Genomic DNA, 18583 nt, shown 5'->3' on the forward strand with positions numbered 1-18583 from the left:
ATGAGCTACAACAAAAAGAGGTTATGACTCAAACAGTGGAGGCGAATAATGAAGAGGTACAGATCCTTACTATTCATGATGAAGGCAAGGGAAGAGAGAAAGAGTTGGTGATAGACGACAACCGTTTTCCTACGACTACTCCTGGACAAAGTCACAGACCTATATTCTATCTTGATGATAATAAATCCATTCAAGAGCTAGAGAATTCAATTCACTTATCAGTCAATGGTTCCCAGGTTAACTTTCAATACAAAAGTGGCAAAAAAGACAAACCCGATCTGGTTTACATTGCGCCTCTGAATCTCATTTCATCACAGCAAATTCACTATGGTGTTTACGCCAGGCGTTTTATCAAAAAGGGAACTGTTTTATTCGAGTACACTGGTGAAAAAGTTTCCGATGAGGAAAATCAGGACGAAAAGAAAGACAGAGATTATTTTATGTTTTTGAAAAACAGGAACAAAATACTTGATGCAAAATACCAGGGAAATGTCTCTCGTTTTATTAATGCTTCAACCATTCAGGAAAATGTCGAATTTATAGAAAAGAAAAAGAGAATGTTGGTCGTTGCCGCCAGAGATATTTATGAAGATGAGCAATTATTAGTTGATTATGGTAAAGATTATTATTTTTGCTTTAAACCTCTCTTTTTACACCCTTCGGATAATTTTAGATGTGCTCAGGAAATTTTTGAAGAGTATCAGGATAACTATCATCCTGTTCCTTACAATTTTGCAAACTGTACGTATGATCTTAGCCCCTTAGGTATTACCAAAGAAGATACTGCTTTTCTACCTAAACCTGTTTACGAAATGCTACAAAATAGAAATATCAGAAAATATGATTCTATTTCTCATTTGCCGTTGCCAATTTTAAAAGTAAAAGATGGGCAATTCATGCCGCTGTGGCAGCAGGAGCGTATCACTTTACTTTTGATGGCCGCTTTTCTGGGTAACGTAACTGTATTGAAGAAATTACTCCAGAATCCTATTATGGATACAACGATTCAGCAATCAATGTCGGGCCGTACCGCCTTACATCTTGCTTGCTTGGGTACCTCCCTAGATAGAACACCTCGAGACATAAAAAATCGATTAGCTGCTTTAGATCTGCTTATAGAAAAACCGGGCTTAGATTTCAAAGATAGGAATCATAGAACGCCAATTTTTACATTGATTGATAATGGTTCCCCCAATTATTTAAAGCATCTACTGCAGAAAATTAAACCTTCTGTTACTAATTTCCAACGTCATAAAAAAAATCAGCTTGACCCATTTTTCTATGCATTAAAAAAGAATAAAAAAGATCATGCTTCAGTTATTATTGATTATATGGATAGCATTGGAAAATTATCTAAATATGCTGAGCACATAAAAGAGTTTGTGCGTAAAGCGCTAATATTTAATAATAGTCGCTATGATCTCAAATTAATCGCAGCGTGTAATGAAGTGCTTGAAAAAAAAGGCATTCCTGGGACAGTTGTTAAAATGCCAAACCTTTTCAAACCTCTAGTATCAATACCTAATGACCAGAATATGATTTGTCGAGGAAATTCTAAATCTAATTTGCCGCTATAGGATACCTAATCCAGATAAGAAGTGGTTTGACAGACACTACACGGGGACGGTCCGCACATATGGGGGCAGGCCCTGAACGATCCCGTCATAAATTTGCACAATCATAATTTCCCCACTCTAATACATAATTACTGATATAAGAAAAAGCTTGTATCAGTTGTTTTTTACTCACTTTATAAGAAGTTAAACGGATATATGGGGTCAGGCCTTGAATTATGAATCAACTTCTAATTGAAAATTCACAATTCAAGGCCTGACCCTCTGACTCTACATCAAATTTTTTTGCTCATTCCATTTAAAGCGTAATTTTGGATGAAATTTGCCAACTAGTCCCGGAATCCCAGAATCAGAATAGGTACCTCCCATAAACTGTTTAATGTACTTGGATTCAATTTCACATATCACATATAGGGTCAGGCCTTGAATTATGAATCAACTTTTAATTGAAAATTCACAATTCAAGGCCTGACCCTCTAAGTCTATGCTTGTTTATAAAACCACTCGGCAACAGTGCTCCAGCGCCATAATGGACTTTTGTTGGATATCTTTAAAATAGGTTTCATAAAAAGTGGTTGTGGTTGATTTTGGTATTGATTTCAATGCGAGAGAAAAAGCTTTAACAAAACAGTTTATTCAATCCCTATTTTCAAATGATGTTAAAAGCGATGGGTAAAACAATTTGATATAAAAATAACTAAAATTGTATGAATTTTACAAAAATAAAATTATAAACATGCTATATAATTAAAATAAATACAAATTGAATTGGTTTTGCGCTCATGAGGTCAAAGGGTGATAATAATGTAGCATTTGTATCCAGTGGCGGGGACACTTATACTTTTGTCACTTTAAGTCATTACAAAGAAAACAAGAAAAATATAGAGTTTTGTCAACAATTTGTTCCTACCCGAGGAGCGGAATTTGATTCAACTTATCAATATACTTTGGATTCGGAAGCGATGGGCAAAACCATTGCTGAATTCATAAGCAACCCGCCGGTTAAAAAAGCAAACGAGCCTTTAAAAGAAGCTGAAGATTTAAAAAAATCCTCCTTTATCATTGGCGAAGCCCATCAGCATATTAGTTCTAAACGATTTTTAATTGAAAACATGAAGATGTTAAAAAAAGAAGGCTTTGAAATTTTATTTATGGAACATTTTTTTTATGACACCGATCAAAATGATTTAAATAAATTTTTTCAAACAAAAGATGCTCCTTTATCAGGTACACTTCAAGCAAGATTAAGGGAAATGGAAAGACATCAGCTAATCATAGGTGACGAAGTGGTAAAGTATAGTTTCACCGATGTTTTATATGCAGCGCGTGAGGCGGGTATAAGAGTTGTTGGAATTGATGTTAGCACGACTTATAAAGCACAAAAGATTGGCTATGACAATGAACAATTAGATGATAAAAGACAGAGATACATGAACTATACTGCTCATGAAATTATAAAAAAGGAAGCTGGCTCAGGGGAAAAGTGGTGTGCATTGATGGGAAACACACATGTTCATTCTTTTAAAGATGTTCCTGGTGTCGCAGAATTGACAGGTGCTAGAAGCGTGCAAATATTTGATACAGGAACTCATAATAAAATAAGTGGAGTGACTTTAAATTCAAGTTATAAAGTAGGCGACGTTGAATTAAAAGGTGATTTAGTCATTACACAAAATCCTAAAGAGAGCACATTTAAAATTTTATTTCAAAAAGAATATGAAGAATCTATTAAAATTCAAAACTATTTAACTGGTTTAAAAAATAGTTTTAAAAAACAACATTGGAAAGATTTTTTTAATGGAAAACCAGAAGACCCCAAACATAAAAAAAAGGATGATCCTAAATACAAAGCAATCAGAGATTTAAAAGAAAAGATAGAAGATGCCAAGGATATGAAAACACTAGACGAAGTTCAAAAATATTTAAGTCAGCCGATTGCTAATGTGATAAAAACATCCAAGGATCAACAAGTTCATGATTTTATTTTTTTTAAGAAGGCGTTTAGAACGAGTCAAGTAGCTGACGATTTAGAAGAATTTTTAAAAAATACGCCTAAGCTTTAATTATCTTATAAATCCAATCCTAGTCTACTACAGCGTAAGCGCGCCAGCAACTACATAATTTAATAATTATCTCCGTTTCGTCATACTCTGCAACATCAATTTAGAGAGGAGAGTACGATGAATATATCCCCACAAATTATATCCCCCCAAGAAACAGATGGCACGAAAGAACAGAGATGGATGGAGCATGTAACGCATCAAAAAGAAAGTGGTTTGTCGCGAGTAACGTACTGTCGAAAGCATCAATTAAACTACCATCAATTTGGCTATTGGGAGCGAAAGTATCGGGAAGAAATAGCTTCATCCAAATTAGTACCGATTCAATTAAATAAGCTGACACAAAGAGCTCCAGAGACAGTATGCACCTTGGTATTGAACAATGGGCATGAGCTAAAAATTCACGACCAGACTTTATTGCCAATGTTGTTGTCCTTGTGGGGTTAGCCATGTTTTTATCATTTAATGCAAGCATATGGCTCTATCCAAAGCCTATTGATTTTAGGCGACAAATTGATGGACTGGTGATGTTGATTTCCGACCATCTTCAGTTGAACCCCACATCAGGGCAAATTTTTCTTTTCAGAAACCGCCAAGCCAATAAAATAAAAATGCTGTGGTGGGAGCGAAATGGGTTTTGGCTCTGTTATAAGCGATTGGAGCAAGGAAAACTAAAATTTCCCAAACACGATGACGCGGTCATGAGCCTTACCAATGACCAATTAAGCTGGCTGCTCTCAGGATTGGATTTTGCAAAACACACATTGTTGCCGGAAGTATTGGCTACGAATTTCTATTAGAAATAATTTACAAAAAACGATTAATTTGTTTTTAAAATCAACGTAATGTGATATAATTGACTCAGCAAACAGGTGCCATTTCAACATGATGTACGAAGAAAAAATAGAGCAATTAAGTAACGAAATACTCGCATTAAAAGCAGAGCTTGCTCTATCTCAAGCACGCAATGAACACTACGCGGAAGCCTATGATTCTTTAAAAGCACAAATCATGGAGCTACGCCGTCACCGTTTTGGCAAGCGCTCTGAGCGTTATATTGACCCTGAAAATCCTCAGCTGTCTTTGTTTGAAAATAATCAGAGCATTTTTTCTCAGGCTGAAGCAAGCGGTGAGCAGACCGAAGAAATGACACCAGTGGCTGCCCATACAAGAAAGAAGAATAAAAAAGCGCAGAAAGAACTACCCCGTCGCATTGAAATTATTCCGGTATCTGATGAAGACAAGCAATGTGCCTGTGGTGCATGCAAAACAGTGATTCGTTATGAAACCAAAGAGCTACTGCATTACCAACCTTGCGTCATCGAAATTGTGGAGCAACGACGTGAAGTAGTTGCTTGCACTAAAGGATGCGAGAATCAAATCGTAACCGCAGCAGCGCCCAAACAAATTCTCCCCAAAATTAAAGCAACAGAAGAGTTTTTATCATTCCTGGTGGTCAGCAAGCTGGATGACAGGCAACCACTGTACCATCTGGAGCGACAACTCAGCGAACGACATGGTATTGATTGCTCACGCCAAACCATGGCGCGCTGGCTCATTGAGTTAATGACACCACTGCGTCCCATTTATAATCTGTTGAAAGACAGTGTGATTGAGTATGATGTGGCCAGTTGTGATGCAACGACCTTGCAGGTCTTGCATGAGCCTGGAAGAAAAGCAGAAACCAAATCCTATGTGTATTGCATTCGGGGTGGACCACCGGATAAATCCGTTATTCTTTATGACTACAACGATGTGGAGCACAAACAATTTATTTACGATTGGTTTGTCGGATTCAATGGCTATTTACATGTCGATGGTGACAATTTTTTTGAACTTGTGGGTAGCAGCAATGCGCACATTGTCAATTGCAACGCGCATGCGCGCAGAAAATTTGAACCTATTGCCCAATCTAATAAAGGCAAAGGCATTGCCAAAGAAGCCATGCGCTTTTTTAAAGAGCTTTATAAAATAGAGCGTGAGGCTAAAAATAATCAACTGAATCCAGACCAACGTCACCAGTTGCGTCAGGAAAAATCCAAACCACTCATGGAAGCCTTTAATACATGGGTTGATAAGGTCTATCCTACAACTTTGCCCCAATCACCGCTTGGGAAAGCACTCAATTACTGTGTTAAATATAGAGATGGACTGATGCGCTTTTTAGATGATGGGCGTCTGGAAATCGATAACAATCTTACTGAACAAGAAATCAAACCCTTGGTCATTGCTCGAAAGAACTTCTTGTTTTGCGCCTCTGTTGAAGGTGCTGAGGCCTTGTGTTTACACTTCAGTATCATCAGAACGGCTAAATTACACAATCTCGACCCTTATCATTACTATGTCATGTTGTTAAAGAACGCTCCTCTTTGCAACAGTGTTGATGATTATGAAAAACTGTTGCCTTGGAATATTGGCTTAGATTATACCCCTAAGTTGTAAATTGTAAGCCTGTGGTTCTTGGAGCGCTTACACTACAGCTACTTTTTATAAATAGCGAGCAAAATATTGAGGTATGGATGTCTCGATGATATCTCGTCTAAAAGACTTGGAGACTGAGAATAGCGGCCTTAAAATGATGGATGCGGAGTAGATTTGCGGCAAACACATATGGGGTCAGGCCTTGAATCAAGAATCAACTTATAATTGAAAACTCACAATTCAAGGCCTAACCCTCTACGTCCTCTTCGATTGGGGTACCAATCACCCGAGTTATATGAGGTCAAACAAGTTGCTTAACTTGGCGTCCATTTTTTTCATGCAAGATCAGGGCAAACTTGCCCGACCAATATGGTTAGAAAGTATAATTCCTCTCTTTTTCCTTTTCCGGCTCTTTTTCTTCACGCTTTCTTGTATTGTTGACATTAGTAGTGTTAACTGGATTGAAAAAAAACAATGTTTGACTAGTAGGACAAGGTCTAGATACAGGTTGTTGATAAATATAACCCAATGTCGCTGATTTATTTTCTTTAGGCGGGGGAGCTATTCTCATCTTGATCTGTTGTAATTCAGGAGCTAACTCAATGATTAGGTTTATGTACATAGGATAAAGTGTTTGACTATCCAAAATAGTACGATTAAGAATAGGACTGTCTGATTCAGAAGAAACAGCACTCATCATGATTGCATTATCATGTTCAACATAATTTCTTAATCGCTTTAAGTTTGAGTAATTCTCCTCTAAGAAACTGGTTTTTTGATAAGCATGTAATTGACGAATAATTTGCAGGTGCTGCACTAGCTGACCAAAATTATATTCAAGAGCCGCACGCAATATCGGTTTAGCCAGCAGTCTTACAGCAAGGATTTCTCCTTGTTTTTGTAAAGGATAATATTGCAAAATAGATAACTCTTCGGTTAGAAATTCTCTCATGTTATCTAGAGCCTCTATAGCCGCATTAATCCTGTCTAAAGGACTTAGAGTATGACCTTCATCCTGGTGTTTTTTAGAAATTTCAACGATACTCCGAATAGTATCCAATCCCTTCATTTTGTTTTTTTTCTCCATTTCACGTTGTTTAGCCTCTTCCTGTATTTTCCTAAGCATTTCTTCTCGCTGGCTTTTTTTTAGCTTAGGTGGACTTAAGGCATTCCTCATGATCTGACTTAACCTTGTAAAACTCTGGAAATCGTCTTTCTTCGTGGGGAAATATGCTTGTCTGAATTGTCCTTCTTCTTTGGTGGTCAGCGGTGATTTTTCTTCGCCCCGCAAAATTTTGCGCCACAAATCTTCTACTTCTTGCGGAGCATTCTTTCTTATCAGAAAACCTATAAAAAATTCTTCATCTTCTTTGGACGTTAAGAGGCTTTTAGCATTTCTTTTTGGGGATGATGCAAATTGATCCACAGCTTTTTTTTCTTGTGCTTTATAAATATTTAACCAATGCTCTTGAAAGTTTCCTTCTAAAACAGAGGTTTTTTGTTCACGTAATAGCAAGTTATCCAATAAAAAGATAATAAGCTCTTTTAATTCTACCTGAACTATTTGCTTCAACTGGTGAGGGTCTTTAAGCAAAAGATCCACGACATATTTATTATTATCTTGATCCTGATGAACAATAATATTCCTTAAACTGACAAGATCTTCCCAAGAGACCGACTCATTATAGGCACTATAAAAATTCTTTCCTGTTAGATATTCTCCTAGTTTTTGCAAATACCTTAAAGCTGCGTGCCGGCCTACTTTTGAAGAAAAGTATAGGAACGTATCTTTGTATTCATCTTTCTTGGGTTTAGAATTTCTAGCTTTATCAATGGATTGATGAACAAATGACAACAAAGATAAAACATTTTTATACGTATTGGTATCTATCAGACGCTGTGTTAAAGCTTGTATATTAAGTAAAGAAACAGGTTGGATTAAACTATCAGGCCTTTTTGCATCTAATTCGGCTCTCATTTTTTCTACGCATTCCTTTAAAATCGGAAGGTCTTTCTCGATGATATCAGGAAGTGCGTGAATAAGAATATCACCAGTATGAGCCAACTCATTAACCAATCGGTTAAGCGCTGAAAAATAGCATTTCTTTTTTTCTACTTCACTTGAACCTATGGAGCTTAGATATTCTGTGTCTAATAGCAAGGAATTTTCCGTGATATCTTCCCCCATTAAGCCACCAAATTGCTCAAATGTTATCCAGGTAAAGGGGGCAGGAATAAATAATTTGCTGTATTTATTCAGGGTGTCATCTGATACATGGTATAGCGTTTGGCACATCTGCAAAAGAAGCTCCCTAGCAGAGCTAACCCCCCAGTTTTCAAGAACCTCTGCATGAAAATCATCCAATTCAATATCGACAGGGACTGCAATACCCCTGTTGCCGCGATATTTTAAAAGAAAATTAATAATTAAAAGAACATGCTCTAATTGTTGGAGATCACGAGGAATATCTTGAGTTCCTTTTTCTTTTGCTCCAAATTTCAAGGCTTTATTCCAAGAGACAAGTAAATCATCAGTGTCATCATCGTAGGATGAGGTAAAATGTATTCGCAAAAAGTCTCTAGCGGACTTAATTTCCCGTGGATTGTTTAGCCTATCTTCTGTGCTAAGAGGTGTTCTTTGTGGAATAGGAGATGAGGCTTTCTGAAATAACTTAAAATTTACCTCTTTTCGTAAATTAGAAACCGCCCGAACTAGAGGTTTATTTGTAAAATAAACTTCAGAATCGTGTAGGGGTTCCACCAACTTTAAAGCCGCCTCGTAATTTCTTTTTTTTGTCAATGAAAGAGCCTGCTTACATATTCGACCCATTTCATCATTGCTTTTAGCCAACTTAGTTAGCTCTTCAACTATTTTTTGGTGACGCAGATTAGAAGGATTTGTTTCTTTCTTTGTAAACATAATATAAACCACCGAATTATTTTTAAAAAAAGTATAACCTTGATAAAATTCATAAGAATTGCTTCTGCAATACTTATGTTTTCATTCTACTGGCTTAAGGTACTGCCGCTAAGTTAACCCACGAGCGGCCATATCTGTTAAGCAAGAATAACATAAGACCTTGACTGATTAATTTTCTTCAACAAGACTGGGTTTGCCAACAATTAAGGGTTCTTGGGAAGGTATTATTGCCAAGAGAGAGCTGTGAATAGGCTTAAGATCACATCGTACAAATATCTTGTATTGGCCATTAAGATTTTTAAAGGGGCATAATATTCCATAAAAATTCTAATGAGTCAATAAAAAAACAACATGCTAAATTCCAACTAAAATTTGGTACGAATTAAACTCACTTGCGCCAAACTCTTAATATAAATGATTTACGATCAATATATTAAGTTGGGTGGTAATTGAGTTTCCTATAAGAATTAGCTAAAAGGACTAAGACGGATAATTTAGTGGAATTGTTTTATATTATCGGTGATTTTGCCAAGGAATTTTTTACTGCTTTTGATAAAATTCAACTTGAGTTTGAACTCTCTTTTTATAAAGCTTGCAAATTATTAATCATCAGCGTCTCTGATTTAGTTCCCGCTTTAGCTTCCTCCTACCGATTCAAATTATTCCTCAATTCTTTTTATGAAAGCCTCTCTCTCTTTGCTATAAAAAATATAAAAATGAAAACTATTTTTGGCTTGCATTTATCTACAGGGGATGACTTTTAAACCCTTAGCCTGACGGCTATGGGCCAAGGCACGACTTAGGTATTCGTGTTTTCAAGGGGATAGATGCTAAACTATTTATTTGTTATTTAAAAAAATAAATTACGATGAAACCTCATGGGATAAAATGTTGATTAAGGTATCAGAATAAGGATTGAGCACCAGTTGTTCTTTTTGATATTTAGAAAGTTTTTTAATGTAACGTTCTATGCGCATTGCGATTAGTTTGCCCCCTCTTACCTCCCAGCTTTGAGCAATTGAAAGGGGTTTAAAGCTTCGCGTATATTTACTTCCTTTGCCTGAGAGGTGTTCTTGAAAACGCCTCTCGAGATTATCTGTATATCCGGTGTAATAACTTTGGTTGTTACATCGTAAAATATAAACCCAATAGATTTTTTCAGACATGTTGCAAAAAATAATACTCAAATTTCCAGGTGATTCTACTATAGAGAGAGGCTCATCATTAAGCAAACATTAAAAATATCTTGAGATATGAAACCTTCTACTGGTTTAAGTATGCTCTTAATCAATAGCTTGCAAAAATATTTGAATGATCTGAACCAGTACTGTTGCAACTGCCATGGAGATCCTTAAGAATTATGGGACGAACAACTTATTACTTAAATCATAAGGTATGAAATCATATGCCTATAGACAAAATAGTTTGTGTAGGAAAAAATTATCTTGAGCATGCCAAGGAACTTGGTGATGCAATGCCCGAAAAACCGGTATTGTTTTTAAAACCACCCAGTGTCCTGAGACAAGCCTCTGGCTGGGGTGAGCATCTCTATCTTGATTTTCCCAATGAAGACAACGCCGTACAACCTGAATGTGAAATTGTTCTACGCGTAGCCTGTGATGGGTATAAAATGACAGATGATGAAGCCCGCAATGCGATTTCAGACATTACCATTGGTCTTGATATGACTTTAAGAGCACGTCAATCTGAACTAAAAAAACAAGGACATCCCTGGACTACTGCTAAGGTCTTTAAAGATGCAGCTGTTCTAGGCCCATGGATTTCCTATCATCAGTTTCGTGATTATCTGAATACCGAATTTCAACTGCTTATTAATGGCACGCTCAAGCAACGCGCCAAAGGAGCAGACATGATGATGCGGCCTGAAGATTTATTAGTTTATATCAGCCAGTTTTTTCCCTTAAAATCAGGGGACATTATCTATACCGGAACCCCGGCAGGGGTAACCTCAATATCCAAAGGCACTACAGCTGAATTACACTGGGATAATTACTCATACAACGTAACCTGGGAGTAGTGTTTCCTGTTTTGAGAATTGATTCAAATCCTTTTCCGCGAAGGAGGGTTTGCGGACTATTACATGCTTAATTGAAATCTTTATTCGATGACGTAGCATCAGGTGGATCTGTATTTTCTGATTGAGGTCCTGTTGGTTGGCTTTTGCTTTTATTGAGTGTTGAAAATATCCCTAGCCTTGTTTCACTAACCCGAACAGGAGTATTGCCGCTGACTTTGGCTGGAGCTATTTCAGACTCGAGGTCAGAACTCAAAGGTGGCAATGACGTTAGCTCTTGATATTGTGGCGATTTTAATAGTGCATACAAATTTTCAATGTTGGTGTTTAGCTCGATGGGTAGTGAATTTTTTTGTATTGAGTTAGGAGGGGGTAATAGCGTGACCAACTCATTTAACATTAAATTTAATTGATGAGCGTATTCTGCAGACGACATATTGGTTGCATTGGCCATGCTGGTAAAGCTAATGAGGTTGCGCAATAGAGGATTATCAGCAACAAGATGGGCCAATGCCAGTTGGTTTTCGATGGCAATCAATAGCTCTCGTAAACGAATAAGAGTCTGGTTAAATACAATCTGATCAAGATAGGGAAGTACGGGTCGTGCTTCATCAAGATGTAATTCAGTAAATTTAAGGGTTTCTTTTACATAGGTAACAAGATATTGCGTTTGCCCTGGTTTCAGTATTTCTTCTTCACTGGGATAAGCAGACAAGCTGCTAATATCCATTTCATTCGCGTTATTTATATAAAGCATAATGGGCAATTTTTCATCGGTTGCAACGCCCGCAAAAATTTGAGCAGTTTCTACTGATGTTGAGGTGCTTGTCATCGCATCTTCAGTGAAGGTGCCATTGGCCAAATAGCTGTTCATGATTTCGGGGACGGCTTTATTTTTCATTACCTCTGAAGATGCTTTCATACCACGCACGGTTTGAAAATGTAAAAGATGTAACTGTTCAGAAGGAATATGATTCATTACCTTACTTGTAATGGAATCAATTTGCTGGCGATAGGATTCCAGTGCATGAGAATCGGCTACAAAACGGCTCAGCTTGTGTGGGTTTGTCGTGCAGCGTGGTGAATTCATCAGCATATCATGTTCCGTTTGAGACAATTTTAAATCGATACTCAAATTCGTTGTCTTATCATCCAGTTTGATAATGCTTTTGTTATTAATAAAATGAGCTTTATAATCGAGTGAGCCAGGTGGTGTGTTGATTAGAACGATACCTGGTTTGGTAGATAATTTTTGACTTTTTAAAAAACTGGTTGGGTCCATTTGCTTTTTTGCTGTATGGTCATCACTAATATCTTGTTCTATCTCTGAAATATCATTCGCTAAATAAAGGCCAATGGGTGCTTTTTTATTGGTTGCTTTTATCAAGATTGCTAATGTGGGAAGCGCCTCTTTAAACGCTGCTGCTCTTTGCAGATCATCTTCTAATTGAATTGAAATCCTTTGCTCTTTTCGTGGTAGGGTGCCAAATCTGAGCAATGAATTGAGTTCTAAATACCGATTAGTGGTATAAGTATGTATCGCCCTCTTTTCGGCATCTAATAGATCACCTGTATTTTCCACAGGATCTAATTCTTTCCTGGCTTGCATAAAACTATCTACGTCTATTGGTGTATCTTTCTTTTTATCAGGCATCTCATTTGAAGTTTTATTCGCTGGATACATATATTGAAAATGTTTCGTGCTTGAGTAATATTTTTGCAGTATGGATTCATCAAACTCCATGACGCCAAAATCAATATACTTATATGCTTGTGTATAATTGATGACAACTTCGCCTTCAATTACAGGTGGTTTACTGGGTGCTTGTGGTTTTGGTTGATTAAGACGTTCTGCTTGCTCACATAATTTAAGGTACTCTCTACGGTTTTTTGCATATTCATTAATAAGCAGGGTTTGCATCGTATCTCGAGGTATTTTTATTACATATTCACCTCGTGCATTGATCTCAGTGTGAATATCCATCCCTAAAATAATCGCTTGAATAGCCTGTTCCATTGTTTTTGTCAGCAAAGTCTTCTGTCGAGGCCCTTGGAGTACAGTCGACTCTGTTGCTTTTTGTTGTTCTATAGCAGGATAACGCTCTTTATCAGTTTGCAGTAGTTGGGGTTTGAGCCAATCGATGAGGCCTTCTTTCGTTGCTGCTCTGAGGATGGCGATAAATTCATTCGTGGAGTTAAAAGGGTTTTGCCTGCTGTTTTCTCTGCATTGTTCAATGTAGTGCAACAGATTTTGTGCATTTTGTTTATCTGATTCTGCTGCATCTTTTGAATTGACAATTAGTAAGCGCGCCAGCAACTACATAATTTAATAATTATCTCCGTTTCGTCATACTCTGCAACATCAATTTAGAGAGGAGAGTACGATGAATATATCCCCACAAATTATATCCCCCCAAGAAACAGATGGCACGAAAGAACAGAGATGGATGGAGCATGTAACGCATCAAAAAGAAAGTGGTTTGTCGCGAGTAACGTACTGTCGAAAGCATCAATTAAACTACCATCAATTTGGCTATTGGGAGCGAAAGTATCGGGAAGAAATAGCTTCATCCAAATTAGTACCGATTCAATTAAATAAGCTGACACAAAGAGCTCCAGAGACAGTATGCACCTTGGTATTGAACAATGGGCATGAGCTAAAAATTCACGACCAGACTTTATTGCCAATGTTGTTGTCCTTGTGGGGTTAGCCATGTTTTTATCATTTAATGCAAGCATATGGCTCTATCCAAAGCCTATTGATTTTAGGCGACAAATTGATGGACTGGTGATGTTGATTTCCGACCATCTTCAGTTGAACCCCACATCAGGGCAAATTTTTCTTTTCAGAAACCGCCAAGCCAATAAAATAAAAATGCTGTGGTGGGAGCGAAATGGGTTTTGGCTCTGTTATAAGCGATTGGAGCAAGGAAAACTAAAATTTCCCAAACACGATGACGCGGTCATGAGCCTTACCAATGACCAATTAAGCTGGCTGCTCTCAGGATTGGATTTTGCAAAACACACATTGTTGCCGGAAGTATTGGCTACGAATTTCTATTAGAAATAATTTACAAAAAACGATTAATTTGTTTTTAAAATCAACGTAATGTGATATAATTGACTCAGCAAACAGGTGCCATTTCAACATGATGTACGAAGAAAAAATAGAGCAATTAAGTAACGAAATACTCGCATTAAAAGCAGAGCTTGCTCTATCTCAAGCACGCAATGAACACTACGCGGAAGCCTATGATTCTTTAAAAGCACAAATCATGGAGCTACGCCGTCACCGTTTTGGCAAGCGCTCTGAGCGTTATATTGACCCTGAAAATCCTCAGCTGTCTTTGTTTGAAAATAATCAGAGCATTTTTTCTCAGGCTGAAGCAAGCGGTGAGCAGACCGAAGAAATGACACCAGTGGCTGCCCATACAAGAAAGAAGAATAAAAAAGCGCAGAAAGAACTACCCCGTCGCATTGAAATTATTCCGGTATCTGATGAAGACAAGCAATGTGCCTGTGGTGCATGCAAAACAGTGATTCGTTATGAAACCAAAGAGCTACTGCATTACCAACCTTGCGTCATCGAAATTGTGGAGCAACGACGTGAAGTAGTTGCTTGCACTAAAGGATGCGAGAATCAAATCGTAACCGCAGCAGCGCCCAAACAAATTCTCCCCAAAATTAAAGCAACAGAAGAGTTTTTATCATTCCTGGTGGTCAGCAAGCTGGATGACAGGCAACCACTGTACCATCTGGAGCGACAACTCAGCGAACGACATGGTATTGATTGCTCACGCCAAACCATGGCGCGCTGGCTCATTGAGTTAATGACACCACTGCGTCCCATTTATAATCTGTTGAAAGACAGTGTGATTGAGTATGATGTGGCCAGTTGTGATGCAACGACCTTGCAGGTCTTGCATGAGCCTGGAAGAAAAGCAGAAACCAAATCCTATGTGTATTGCATTCGGGGTGGACCACCGGATAAATCCGTTATTCTTTATGACTACAACGATGTGGAGCACAAACAATTTATTTACGATTGGTTTGTCGGATTCAATGGCTATTTACATGTCGATGGTGACAATTTTTTTGAACTTGTGGGTAGCAGCAATGCGCACATTGTCAATTGCAACGCGCATGCGCGCAGAAAATTTGAACCTATTGCCCAATCTAATAAAGGCAAAGGCATTGCCAAAGAAGCCATGCGCTTTTTTAAAGAGCTTTATAAAATAGAGCGTGAGGCTAAAAATAATCAACTGAATCCAGACCAACGTCACCAGTTGCGTCAGGAAAAATCCAAACCACTCATGGAAGCCTTTAATACATGGGTTGATAAGGTCTATCCTACAACTTTGCCCCAATCACCGCTTGGGAAAGCACTCAATTACTGTGTTAAATATAGAGATGGACTGATGCGCTTTTTAGATGATGGGCGTCTGGAAATCGATAACAATCTTACTGAACAAGAAATCAAACCCTTGGTCATTGCTCGAAAGAACTTCTTGTTTTGCGCCTCTGTTGAAGGTGCTGAGGCCTTGTGTTTACACTTCAGTATCATCAGAACGGCTAAATTACACAATCTCGACCCTTATCATTACTATGTCATGTTGTTAAAGAACGCTCCTCTTTGCAACAGTGTTGATGATTATGAAAAACTGTTGCCTTGGAATATTGGCTTAGATTATACCCCTAAGTTGTAAATTGTAAGCCTGTGGTTCTTGGAGCGCTTACGTTTTCTCTGCATTGTTCAATGTAGTGCAACAGATTTTGTGCATTTTGTTTATCTGATTCTGCTGCATCTTTTGAATTGACAATTAACTTACAGCGAGTTAACAAAAGTTCTATCGTTTCTTCAATAAATTTTATTTTTACTTCATTGTTATTGTTGCTATCACCGATAAGTCCCCTCAATTTTTTGTAGTGATCACTAGTGGTTTGTAATCTATTCCATTTTGTCCCGTCGGTATCGAGTATTTTTAATACTAATTGCATGTATAAATAAACAGCATCTTCGTACTGCTCTGAGTCAATATTTAATACTTGAGCTTTTTTATTGATTGTTTCAGGTTTTGCATCATTAATTAATGCTTCAATTTCGAGTGCATGACCGGGTGCGGTAGTGCCACTAAGAAGTGAGGTTGCTTTGGCAACCCGAGGCCCATGTTTGCCAATTGGATAATTTTCATTTAAAAACTCTAGATTCATTGACTCAATTTTATTTATCAGTTCATTGATTTTTCTAATACTATTTGATCTGTCTGAGGCGCTCAAACTTTTGCTGTTCATGTACATATCCTCTTCTAAACTTATAAAAAAATTTATTATTTTAGTTGATATGATTATAGTCTAGTTGTATATAAAAAGATCTTTTTGATTGCTTGTTATTCTTAATATTTTCTTAATATTCAGTAGTTATAATAAACAAACGACATATCCTCTCCTTAGGGAAAGCTAGAGGACTGGTACATCACTTAGTTTTAATCATTAAACGGGTTTGTCGCTGAGGCAAAGAATAAGAAAAAGCAAAAGGCTTTTTCTTGAGACTTTGATGCGGCGAAGCAAATCCTGTAACCCATTCGAAGAATTTCTCACTTGCCTCTAATTAAGTTTTATATCGATTTGAGCGATTGGAGATATAATTATGGGCAAATTCTTACTATTCAAAGTGCAAGGTACTAAAGGTACCCCTCAAAAACAAACTGCAAATCTAAAAATGATACCTGATCGAGGGGGTAGAAATTGGATTGATTGTCTTGTAGAGGAAGAAACGTCAATAACAAAAGAGCTTCTCAATGAAGCATTTGATTTGGTCGAGGACTTGGAGATCAAAAAACCGGATATCATTATAACAAGTCCGGAAATGGCTGAAAAATTGGATCTGTTTCCCCCAAAATTCTCATCGGTCATGTTTTTTCATTCAGTGTTTAACGCTCCTGCTCCATCTGAAAAGGCTGAGCAGTCCAGGCAGGATTGCATCAAGTATTTAACACAACTTCCTGACTTTATTACTAAGGTTCATTTTAATGTCTCTCATAAATGGAAAAATCCAGAAGAAGTAATCAAGGCTATTCCAAAACAGGTCACTCATTTCACGATTAATGCAGACGTCATTGAAAATTGCACTCATAAAGAACTGATTTCATTTTTTAGCAGTTTCCCAAATCATGTAAAAGAAATTTCTCTTTTAGGGAGTGACGCAAAAAACCTCGTTATTGATGATGCGGTCTTACGTGATTTAATTATTAGATTACCTATGTCTGTAAAAACGCTCAAGGTTCCTAAAGAGATGAACTGTTCCAATCATATAACTGAAAGGACAATAAACCTGGATGCCTACAGAAACAAAGAGTACTTCCCAAATAGTTACAAAGAATTTACCTCAGAAGATTTATTTGAGAGTGCAAAGGATCTTTTAAATGATTACACCAAAAATACCAATTGCTTCCCTTTGGCTGCACGTTTTTTTACATTACACATGTTTCGACATCATGTAGATAAGGTAAATGAAATCGTGCAAAACAGCACCGGTATCGATGATTTATTGAAAAAGCTTGAAAAGATAGAGAGCCAAGAAGATTTCAATCACACAGGTTCTTTGGCACGCAGAATTCACTATATAAAACATTTGCAGTATCAGTCTCAGAAGGAGAGTCATGAGGTGGAGCCGTTAAATAATGTAACCATGAGTATGTAAATTTAAAAATATTCAAAAAAGGAAAATAGCATCGTAGAGTGAACGCTCGTAAAAAGAAGCCATACAACGATGCTTTTATGAAATGATACTCCTTTTAAAGTACCAAAAGGGTTTCGCCTTGTACTTGCTCATCGTGTAGGGAAAGTTTTTGCCCCTTAGTTGTAAACCTAAGGGGCGAATAAATTAGAGAGATAAACTCTTTTCTGTGGTTATTTCTTCCTGGTCATTTTCAGGAACAGGATTTTGGTAAATCGTAAATCGGGTTAACAATGATACTACTGAAACATCAGAGGGTATGGACAAGAGATTACAAACAAAATCGGTAAGTGTCTTGATAAATCCAGCAACTGCATTTCTCATTTCATGAATACTTTGGAATCGTTCCTTATCTTCATGTCGAAGGTAAGATAAATCAACGTTTTGAATGGTGTCCAATAAATGCTGGGGGTTTTTATGATGTTTTAATGCATCTTTCATTAAGCTTGAAATCTGCAGACTGGAGTAGCCGCCATTTGCAATCAGGCTCTCTATAAAACAAGCTACTTCATGGTCATAGGCTTCCTGATCAAGAGATCCTTTTAACGATTGTAGCTTCAGAACTTTATCCAAAAAATTGGGACAAGTGCTGGTACCTTTTGGATCGATCCACATCCCGGTTGTCTTGCCTGTCGATAAATCCTTTACCTCGAGTGCATGGGTTAAACCAGAGGAGTTATTTTCGTTTTCATAATACAAAACAAATTGATCATTTTTAAATAGTTCAAACATGATTATTCGCCAAGGTCGATTAAAGAATGGGCGGATGTTAGCATAAAATTATCTAAAATGATTTTTCTATGAACAAAAATTATTTTGAGTATCTCACAGTTTTGA

16 protein-coding genes are annotated in these 18583 nt (G+C 37.3%); 11 read left to right on the top strand and 5 right to left on the bottom strand.

The genetic code is table 11. The features are described from left to right. From OQJ26_RS18665 to tnpC (OQJ26_RS18685), 5 genes are all read left to right on the top strand, one after another. Positions 1 to 1577: SET domain-containing protein-lysine N-methyltransferase (locus OQJ26_RS18665; RefSeq protein ID WP_265705202.1), on the top strand; the 1577-nt coding region annotated here is incomplete at its 5' end. Positions 1578 to 2356: 779 nt separating this feature from the next. Beyond that, positions 2357 to 3637 carry a membrane-targeted effector domain-containing toxin gene (locus tag OQJ26_RS18670; protein ID WP_265705203.1) on the top strand — a complete coding sequence of 427 codons (1281 nt, stop codon included), beginning with the start codon at positions 2357 to 2359 and terminating at the stop codon, positions 3635 to 3637. Positions 3638 to 3754: 117 nt separating this feature from the next. After that, positions 3755 to 4081, top strand: coding sequence for an IS66 family insertion sequence element accessory protein TnpA (gene tnpA / locus OQJ26_RS18675; RefSeq protein ID WP_265702306.1), 327 nt, complete (start codon positions 3755 to 3757; stop codon positions 4079 to 4081). 2 nt (positions 4082 to 4083) lie between these two features. Beyond that, entirely contained in the window at positions 4084 to 4434 is a 351-nt protein-coding gene (gene tnpB, locus OQJ26_RS18680; protein WP_265702305.1) for an IS66 family insertion sequence element accessory protein TnpB, read from the top strand. A gap of 85 nt (positions 4435 to 4519) precedes the next feature. Next, positions 4520 to 6076 (top strand): IS66 family transposase, encoded by a 1557-nt coding sequence (tnpC, locus tag OQJ26_RS18685; RefSeq protein WP_265702303.1) that lies wholly within the window; start codon positions 4520 to 4522, stop codon positions 6074 to 6076. 352 nt (positions 6077 to 6428) lie between these two features. Here the strand turns inward: tnpC (OQJ26_RS18685) and OQJ26_RS18690 are convergent, their stop codons facing one another. Then, positions 6429 to 8975: a hypothetical protein gene (locus OQJ26_RS18690; RefSeq protein WP_265705204.1), complete on the bottom strand. Its 2547-nt coding sequence runs from the start codon at positions 8973 to 8975 to the stop codon at positions 6429 to 6431. Between the two features lie 497 nt (positions 8976 to 9472). Between OQJ26_RS18690 and OQJ26_RS18695 the strand changes: the two genes are divergently transcribed. Next, a complete protein-coding gene (locus tag OQJ26_RS18695) occupies positions 9473 to 9739 on the top strand; it encodes a hypothetical protein (protein WP_265705205.1) in 267 nt (88 codons plus the stop codon). Positions 9740 to 9838: 99 nt separating this feature from the next. Here OQJ26_RS18695 and OQJ26_RS18700 read toward each other — a convergent pair whose 3' ends face one another. Next, positions 9839 to 10141, bottom strand: a complete 303-nt coding sequence (locus tag OQJ26_RS18700; protein WP_265705206.1) for a GIY-YIG nuclease family protein — start codon at positions 10139 to 10141, stop codon at positions 9839 to 9841. A gap of 239 nt (positions 10142 to 10380) precedes the next feature. On the opposite strand from OQJ26_RS18700, the gene OQJ26_RS18705 reads away from it, so the two are divergent. Further along, complete coding sequence (locus tag OQJ26_RS18705; RefSeq protein ID WP_265705207.1) at positions 10381 to 11013, top strand: fumarylacetoacetate hydrolase family protein; 633 nt, start codon at positions 10381 to 10383, stop codon at positions 11011 to 11013. A gap of 67 nt (positions 11014 to 11080) precedes the next feature. Here the strand turns inward: OQJ26_RS18705 and OQJ26_RS18710 are convergent, their stop codons facing one another. Further along, complete coding sequence (locus tag OQJ26_RS18710; RefSeq protein WP_265705208.1) at positions 11081 to 13327, bottom strand: ADP-ribosyltransferase family protein; 2247 nt, start codon at positions 13325 to 13327, stop codon at positions 11081 to 11083. Positions 13328 to 13394: 67 nt separating this feature from the next. On the opposite strand from OQJ26_RS18710, the gene tnpA (OQJ26_RS18715) reads away from it, so the two are divergent. The 3 genes from tnpA (OQJ26_RS18715) to tnpC (OQJ26_RS18725) all read left to right on the top strand — a co-directional run bounded on the left by tnpA (OQJ26_RS18715) (position 13395) and on the right by tnpC (OQJ26_RS18725) (position 15716). Then, a complete protein-coding gene (tnpA, locus tag OQJ26_RS18715) occupies positions 13395 to 13721 on the top strand; it encodes an IS66 family insertion sequence element accessory protein TnpA (RefSeq protein WP_265702306.1) in 327 nt (108 codons plus the stop codon). 2 nt (positions 13722 to 13723) lie between these two features. Next, on the top strand, positions 13724 to 14074 hold the full coding sequence (tnpB, locus tag OQJ26_RS18720) for an IS66 family insertion sequence element accessory protein TnpB (protein WP_265702305.1): 351 nt from the start codon (positions 13724 to 13726) through the stop codon (positions 14072 to 14074). Positions 14075 to 14159: 85 nt separating this feature from the next. After that, the gene (gene tnpC, locus OQJ26_RS18725; RefSeq protein WP_265702303.1) at positions 14160 to 15716 is read left to right on the top strand and encodes an IS66 family transposase; all 1557 of its coding nucleotides are present in this window, start codon (positions 14160 to 14162) and stop codon (positions 15714 to 15716) included. Here tnpC (OQJ26_RS18725) and OQJ26_RS18730 read toward each other — a convergent pair. Then, positions 15706 to 16302: a hypothetical protein gene (locus tag OQJ26_RS18730; protein ID WP_265705209.1), complete on the bottom strand. Its 597-nt coding sequence runs from the start codon at positions 16300 to 16302 to the stop codon at positions 15706 to 15708. The two genes, tnpC (OQJ26_RS18725) and OQJ26_RS18730, sit on opposite strands and share 11 nt — an antisense overlap. A gap of 355 nt (positions 16303 to 16657) precedes the next feature. On the opposite strand from OQJ26_RS18730, the gene OQJ26_RS18735 reads away from it, so the two are divergent. Next, positions 16658 to 17710, top strand: coding sequence for a DUF5617 domain-containing protein (locus tag OQJ26_RS18735; RefSeq protein ID WP_265705210.1), 1053 nt, complete (start codon positions 16658 to 16660; stop codon positions 17708 to 17710). A gap of 183 nt (positions 17711 to 17893) precedes the next feature. On the opposite strand, the gene OQJ26_RS18740 is transcribed toward OQJ26_RS18735, so the two are convergent. Continuing rightward, positions 17894 to 18478 carry a hypothetical protein gene (locus tag OQJ26_RS18740; protein ID WP_265705211.1) on the bottom strand — a complete coding sequence of 195 codons (585 nt, stop codon included), beginning with the start codon at positions 18476 to 18478 and terminating at the stop codon, positions 17894 to 17896. Positions 18479 to 18583: the final 105 nt, after the last annotated feature.

This window comes from Legionella sheltonii, from assembly GCF_026191355.1.
GTDB classification, from domain to species: Bacteria; Pseudomonadota; Gammaproteobacteria; order Legionellales; family Legionellaceae; genus Legionella; species Legionella sheltonii.

Coding starts and splice junctions, on each gene's coding strand:
- tnpB (WP_265702305.1), top strand. CDS start 13,724: ATGTTTTTATCATTTAATGCAAGCATATGGCTCTATCCAAAGCCTATT.
- OQJ26_RS18700 (WP_265705206.1), bottom strand. CDS start 10,141: ATGTCTGAAAAAATCTATTGGGTTTATATTTTACGATGTAACAACCAA.
- tnpC (WP_265702303.1), top strand. CDS start 14,160: ATGATGTACGAAGAAAAAATAGAGCAATTAAGTAACGAAATACTCGCA.
- tnpA (WP_265702306.1), top strand. CDS start 3,755: ATGAATATATCCCCACAAATTATATCCCCCCAAGAAACAGATGGCACG.
- OQJ26_RS18705 (WP_265705207.1), top strand. CDS start 10,381: ATGCCTATAGACAAAATAGTTTGTGTAGGAAAAAATTATCTTGAGCAT.
- OQJ26_RS18735 (WP_265705210.1), top strand. CDS start 16,658: ATGGGCAAATTCTTACTATTCAAAGTGCAAGGTACTAAAGGTACCCCT.
- OQJ26_RS18730 (WP_265705209.1), bottom strand. CDS start 16,302: ATGAACAGCAAAAGTTTGAGCGCCTCAGACAGATCAAATAGTATTAGA.
- tnpC (WP_265702303.1), top strand. CDS start 4,520: ATGATGTACGAAGAAAAAATAGAGCAATTAAGTAACGAAATACTCGCA.
- OQJ26_RS18690 (WP_265705204.1), bottom strand. CDS start 8,975: ATGTTTACAAAGAAAGAAACAAATCCTTCTAATCTGCGTCACCAAAAA.
- OQJ26_RS18670 (WP_265705203.1), top strand. CDS start 2,357: ATGAGGTCAAAGGGTGATAATAATGTAGCATTTGTATCCAGTGGCGGG.
- OQJ26_RS18740 (WP_265705211.1), bottom strand. CDS start 18,478: ATGTTTGAACTATTTAAAAATGATCAATTTGTTTTGTATTATGAAAAC.
- tnpA (WP_265702306.1), top strand. CDS start 13,395: ATGAATATATCCCCACAAATTATATCCCCCCAAGAAACAGATGGCACG.
- tnpB (WP_265702305.1), top strand. CDS start 4,084: ATGTTTTTATCATTTAATGCAAGCATATGGCTCTATCCAAAGCCTATT.